Here is a 6,136-nt window from a genome sequence, read left to right on the forward strand (position 1 = left end):
AGTTCTCAGGGGGCAGAGCACAGATCCATTTTTCCGATGTCCCGTCCTCATGGACACCAGACAAGGGATCCTGAACGGTGCTCAGTTGTAAGAAAGTCGCAGAGCGAACCAGCGCGTTAGTTTAGAAAGAACTAAGTCTAATGAAGCGACTGAAGCTTCGACTGCATCCGGCGATGGGCAAGGGATGCCGGACCTTCATCGGACAGATAGAAATGACCGATAGTCTGACAAAAGCCGCCGTTACTAGGCCAACGGCTGATGAGGGCGTCAATGGGGAAATAAAGGCCATTCTTGTCCGATCGGACAAGCAGAGCTGTATTCAGGCTCTAAGTCATGAACACACGGACTAGCGCTGTGGCGCTTTTACAATCGGGTCTGGTCGCCGGGTTCATTGCAACGCTCGTGCTGTCGGTGATGAGTATGAGGCTGAGCGCTGCGGTTAACGTGTTGCTAATCAAGGGTCGTGAACAGATTTCAAACGCCATCAGACATATAGCTCGACCGCCATGGTTGCCTGCCGCCAAGTCCATGGGCTTGGCATTTGAAATGGCCCCCTACCGTGCAGATCGTCATCGGCTGGTTTAGGTGACGCTTGGTGAGTACTGGGTCTCTGCTTCGCTGGAGAACTACGAGCGTCGCAACACAGGTCTCTGTCGACCGGTGGGATTGGACGCCGGGGATTGTCAGCGCGCTTTGATAAACATGGCCGACCGCTTCCGTTATGTTCTAACCAACTCTCCTATACCGTTTCGATGGCGCCAGCAGATGCCGACGCTCGGATCCAGTCGTCCGACGCGGGCGATCAGCCCATTGTCCGATCCTGCCGGATCACCGGCTGGTTCGGGAGGCGGGAGAACAGGCCTGACGCGAGATCCTGCATATTAGCCTCCATTCGCTCTTCACTCCCCGCGATTTCGCCCTTTTGCCATATTTCAGGATCGTGAAGCCGTATCTGGAGGGAGACTGCGATCATGGGACGCTGACTTGGGCCGACACCGGTGATCGCATGCAAGACAACAGGGCCGCTTATTGCGCAGCGACGGCTCCATTCGTCATGCGGTCCAGCGCCTGTGCCATGCCGGCGAGCGCCTCATCGGCGCCATCCAGGTTATGACGATCCGCCAGCGCCTCGACCGAGAGATAGCCGACACTGGTTTCTCCGTCCTGCTGCCAGATCAGTACGCGCAGCGGCAGATCCAGCGCGGCACGTGGATCTGCCTGCATCAGCGGCGTACCGATCTGGGGGTTGCCAAAGATCAGCACTGTGGCGGGGTCCATCTGCAGCCCGGCATCTGCCGCTGCGGCTTGGTGGTCGACACGGGCGACCAGAGTGGCAGGACTGTCCTCGATGATTGTCTCCAGCCGATCGGCCGTGGCGGTGACATCATGGGGGCTGGACTTGATGACCCAGTCCTCGGCATGTGCCACCGAAGTGATGGCAAGGCTAAGGGCGATGGTTGCAAGAAGATGGCGCATTCACATAGTCCTTTTGGTGACGGTTCCGGATCATCCTGCGGCAGTTCCGCGTCAATCGCCATCCCATCCGGTCTTGATGACCAGCAACAGGCGCGGGGCCTTTCGCCGCTCACGTGCCTCGCAGGAGTGACAGATGACACCTGCTGACAGTCCACGGATCCTGCTGCTTGGTGCGGGGCATGCGAACCTGCTGGCAGTGCGCGCCTTGCGGGACGGGATCCCACGTGCCCGGATCACCTTGATCGATGCGGCGGCGCAGGCCAGCTATTCAGGCATGTTCCCCGGACATATCGCCGGCCATTACGCGCTGGACGAGATGCGGCTCGACCTTGCTCGCCTTGCGGAGCGGCAGCGCATCGTGTTCATTCAGGGGCGCATCGCCGCCGTGGAACCGCTGGCCCGGCAGGTGTCCCTGCTGGACGGCACGACCATGGCCTATGACGTTGCGGTGCTGGATGTGGGCAGTCACAGCGCCATGCCGGAGATACCCGGTTTCCCCGAACACGGCATTCCCATCAAACCGCTTGACGGGTTCAACGCGCGGCTTGGGGCAACCCATGCCGCAGCGCGTGCTGCCATCATCGGGGGCGGCGTGGCGGGTGCCGAGATCGCCCTTGCCCTGCACCATCGCGGGGCACGCGAGGTCACCGTGATCGAGGCGGGGCCGGTCGTGGGTGCGGCCCTGCAGCCGCGATCGCGCAGGCATCTGATGGCGGCCCTCGGGCGTGCCGGTATCCGCGTCGTGACGGATGCCCGGATCGCACAGGTCCAGCGTGACGCTGTTGTCCTGACGGACGGCACGCGGATCGCATCGTCGCTGACCATCGGCATTGCGGGCGCGCGGGCGCATGGCTGGATGGCCCGGACCCTGCCTGTCGACCCTGCCGGTTTCGTCCGCGTCACCCCGGCGCTGCAGGTCGAGGGGCACCCGACGCTGTTTGCCGCCGGTGACTGCGCCGCAATAATGCATGCACCGCGCCCCAAGGCCGGGGTGTTCGCGGTGCGTCAGGCACCTGTCATTGCCGCCAACCTGGCTGCCGGGACATCCGGCAAGCCCATGCGCCGGTACGAGCCGCAGGATGATTACCTCAAGATCATCACGCTTGGGGGCAGGACGGCGCTGGCCGATTGGCGGGGGCTGACCCTGCGCGGGGCGTGGCTGTGGCGGTTGAAGGACAGGATCGACCGACGCTTCATGGCCAGCCTTCAGGGCTGACCGCAGCGGGCCGCGCCCGGAATGATCTGGGCCAGCACCGGATAGTGGTCCGAAGGCCATTGCCCACCCGGCCGCGACCGGACAGCGACCGGCCGATGCGTCAGCCTGGTGGCGCAGTCGTGCAGGATATGGTCGATCGCCCCGAACAGGTTCAGGCCGCGGTTGAAGTGAAAGCTGGAGCCACGGGCCGGGGTCAGAACCATCCCGGCATCGGTCAGGATCCGCGCGGTCCGGCTGTCCGCCAGCGCATTCAGATCACCAGCCAGGACCACATGCTCTCCGGCGCTCAGCAGGGTGCCAGGCGCGCGGCCACCAGCCGGGCCGATTCCAGCCGGTTTTCGGCACTGCGGAAATCCAGATGCACGTTGACCACGCGCAGCCGCGTGCCGGTGCGGCGATCCTGAAACCATGCCCAGGACGCGAATGCGGGATATGAGCCGTTGAATGTCCGGGAATAGATCACGTCGGGCGTGTCAGAGAAAAAGAACCACCCCTGTTCCAGCATCTGCAGGCGTTCCGTCCGATAGAAGATCGGTTGGGTCGCGGGAAACCGTCGCCAGTCGCCACTGGCGGCCAGGGAGAACTCCGGCACGGCGGCCAGCAGGTCGTCGCGGGCCAGGTTGACCGAACCGTCGTCGCCCCGGCGAAAGCTCTCCATCTCCTGGAACGCGATCAGGTCGGCATCCAGGTCTGTCAGCACGTCGGCCATGGCCCCGCGCCGCCGCTGCCAGCCCGCGACGGACCAGGGCCCGTCATCCGTCGCATCAAGCAGGATGTAATGCGTGTTCATCGTCGCAACCCGCAGCGCCCCGATCGCCGGCGGAGGCACGGCCTCGTCCCGCCCGTTGCATGCGGACACGGAAAAGACCAGCAGCAACAGCCCAGCTGCAAGGAAAAGGGGCAAGGGAACACGCATGCCACATGCGTCACGGGAACGACCCGCATGTCAATTCCCGACCCGTGATATAGGCCCGACTGCCCCAATCGCGGCCTCAGTCCGGTTGCGCAAGGATCGCAGCCGCTGAAACCGCGACACGCCCGGTGCCCCGATCCTAGGATCCGTGTCCCGCACTACCAGCCGCTGCCCGGAATCGACCGCACCGTGGCTGCACGCACGGTCGTGCAGGGCATTTGCCGTTCGCGAGACGATGGCACCGCAGTCCGGGGTCTGGACGACTGGTCATGGGACACGCAGGCTGTGCCATTGCTACGGCGTCACAGGGACGGCTCAACACTTCGCCGTGATCGCTGTAACAACCCGCCCCAACCGGAGACTTTATTCTGAGCAGCCAACGCAGGAGCACCATCATGCAGCGTCGTTCTTTTCTGGCCACAGGGGTGGCATCGGTCGCGGCCGCTGGCCTGGCGGGCGTCAGCCACGCCCAGCAGGCGGCCTCCATCCCATTCGACAGCGCCTGGCGTTCAGTCAGCTTTCCCCGATTGGCGTCGACACGCTATGGGCTGGGGGGTGCGACGCTGTCGATCGCGGCCGATACCAGTTCCTCGCTGATCTATCGGCCCGTGCCGGACGGGGCGCGGGGGGCACGCACGGCCCGGTGGGATTGGGCTGTCAGCCAAAGCGTGCCGCCCACAGACCTGTCGCGCAAGGGGGGCGATGACCGCAACATTTCGGTCTATTTCGTCTTCATGGATGCCGGGGCCGCGGCGCGGCTGTCGCCCGACACCTCGCCGCAGCGGTTGCTGTCCAGCCGGTCAGCGCGGACGCTGATCTATGTCTGGGGCGGCAACCATGCGCCGGGCGCGATGCTGGCCAGCCCCTATCTGCGCGGACGCGGGTTCACAGTCGCGTTGCGCCCTGCGGGGACGGGCACGGCAAGCGCGCAGGTCGATCTGGCCCGCGATCATGCCGCAGCCTTCGGCGGCGCGCCCGAGGTTCTGGTCGGGCTGGCCGTGTCCGCCGACAGCGACGACACCGACAGCCAGCTGCGCGCGACGCTGTCGAACCTGAGGCTTGGCTAGGTCAGGGCGATCACCGGGCCGCCTGCAGCGCGTGCGTCCTGATCATCATGCGTCACCAGCAGCGCGGGGATGCCGCTGTCGCGGATGGTGGTCAGGACAAAGCCGCGGATGTCGTGACGCCGTTCGGGGTCCAGGCTTGAGAACGGCTCGTCCAGCAGCACCGCCTGCGGGCGGGCCAGCAGGGTCCGCATCAACGCGGCCCGCGCGCGCTGGCCGCCCGACAGGGTCGCGGGGTCGCGCGCGCCCATCCCGGCCAGCCCCGCCTGCGCCAGCGCATCCTCGACCGCGGCCTGCCGCGCCGCCCGCCCGGCCACGGCAGGGGACAGGCCAAAGCTCAGATTGTCGGCAACCGACAGATGCGGGAACAGGACGGCCTGCTGGAACATCACGCCGATGCCCCGCGTCTCGGGGGGCAGGCGGGTCACGTCGCGCCCGTTCAGCACGACCTGTCCGGTCATGCGGAACCCCGGCGACAGGTGCCCGCCCACGGCATCCAGCAACGTCGATTTCCCGACCCCCGACGGGCCGGTGATCGTCAGGACCTGGCCCGCGGGGATGGTCAGATCCAGATCCGTGAACAACATTGCACCATCGGGTGCCCGCACGGACAGATGCCTCAGCTCCAGGCTCATCCCGCCTCTCCCCTCAATGCGGCGCGGTTGCGATGGATCAGCGCGGGCAGGACCAGCGCGGCCAGATAGACCACCCATGGCAGGCCCGCCTGCAAAGTCGCGTGAACCGCCGCCACCCGTCGGTCCGATCCGGAGGACAGGGCGACGGCCTCGGTCGTCAGGGTCATGATGCGTCCGCCACCCAGAAACAGGGTCGGCAGGTATTGCGCGATGGACACCGCAAATCCTAGGGATGCGGCCAGTGACAGGGGGGCCAGCAGGACCGGCAGCTTGACCCGCAGCAGCCTGCGCCACCGCCCTGCCCCAAGGGCGGCGGCGGCGCGGTCCAGACGCGGGTCCAGTGCGGCCCACGGCCCAGCCAGCGCGATCAGCACATAGGGAAAGACGAACAGCACGTGGCCCCAGATCACGGCCATCATCGGGGCCATGTCCGTACGCAACAGAAGGCCGGACAGCCCGATCAGCACCGTCAGCTGCGGCAGCACCAGGGGCAGGGCTATGGCTGCGCGCATCCAGCCATGCAGCCCCCGCCGCCCGCTGCGGTCGCAGCCCTCCAGCCAGCCGATCGCCAGCAGCACCGCGATTCCGGTGGCGGCCAGCGCGATCCACAGGGCGGTCGATGCAGCCTGCAGCCAGCCAGCGCGGCCGGTCCAGGCGGCCAGCGACATGCGGTCCGGCCACAGGTCGGGCCAGCGCCAGGAGAACGTCACCGACCAGACCGCCAGCGCCGCCAGCGACAGTACCGCGAGGACCAGCAGCCCAGCCAGCGCCGCGACCGCGACGGCCAGCGCTGCGTCTAGCCGGGCCAGCCGCGCGCCCCGCCGAAGCAGCG

The 6,136-nt window shown here is 66.3% G+C and carries 6 protein-coding genes and 1 pseudogene; 2 read left to right on the forward strand and 5 right to left on the reverse strand.

Features of this window, described 5'->3' with window-relative positions; genetic code table 11:
• Window positions 1-1,026 precede the first annotated feature (1,026 nt).
• Complete coding sequence (locus TY51_RS02510) at window positions 1,027-1,476, reverse strand: DUF302 domain-containing protein (protein WP_042245439.1); 450 nt, start codon at window positions 1,474-1,476, stop codon at window positions 1,027-1,029.
• A 133-nt stretch (window positions 1,477-1,609) separates the two neighbouring features.
• Between TY51_RS02510 and TY51_RS02515 the strand changes: the two genes are divergently transcribed.
• Window positions 1,610-2,692, forward strand: a complete 1,083-nt coding sequence (locus TY51_RS02515; RefSeq protein ID WP_042245442.1) for an FAD-dependent oxidoreductase — start codon at window positions 1,610-1,612, stop codon at window positions 2,690-2,692.
• Here the strand turns inward: TY51_RS02515 and TY51_RS23085 are convergent.
• Both TY51_RS23085 and TY51_RS02520 read right to left on the reverse strand, forming a co-directional pair.
• Window positions 2,683-2,964 (reverse strand): endonuclease/exonuclease/phosphatase family protein, encoded by a 282-nt coding sequence (locus TY51_RS23085; RefSeq protein ID WP_231558870.1) that lies wholly within the window; start codon window positions 2,962-2,964, stop codon window positions 2,683-2,685. The genes TY51_RS02515 and TY51_RS23085 overlap by 10 nt on opposite strands.
• A gap of 14 nt (window positions 2,965-2,978) precedes the next feature.
• Window positions 2,979-3,596, reverse strand: a complete 618-nt coding sequence (locus TY51_RS02520) for a hypothetical protein (RefSeq protein ID WP_231558871.1) — start codon at window positions 3,594-3,596, stop codon at window positions 2,979-2,981.
• Window positions 3,597-4,000: 404 nt separating this feature from the next.
• Between TY51_RS02520 and TY51_RS02525 the strand changes: the two genes are divergently transcribed.
• Entirely contained in the window at window positions 4,001-4,672 is a 672-nt protein-coding gene (locus TY51_RS02525) for a DUF3047 domain-containing protein (protein ID WP_042245444.1), read from the forward strand.
• Here TY51_RS02525 and TY51_RS02530 read toward each other — a convergent pair.
• On the reverse strand, window positions 4,669-5,304 hold the full coding sequence (locus TY51_RS02530) for an ATP-binding cassette domain-containing protein (protein ID WP_081994665.1): 636 nt from the start codon (window positions 5,302-5,304) through the stop codon (window positions 4,669-4,671). The two genes, TY51_RS02525 and TY51_RS02530, sit on opposite strands and share 4 nt — an antisense overlap.
• Window positions 5,301-6,136 (reverse strand): annotated as a pseudogene (locus tag TY51_RS02535) (ABC transporter permease subunit); the annotation flags it as partial. The pseudogene TY51_RS02535 and the gene TY51_RS02530, both read right to left, overlap by 4 nt.

The sequence above is a fragment of the Paracoccus sp. PAMC 22219 genome, from assembly GCF_000787695.1.
GTDB lineage: Bacteria > Pseudomonadota > Alphaproteobacteria > Rhodobacterales > Rhodobacteraceae > Paracoccus.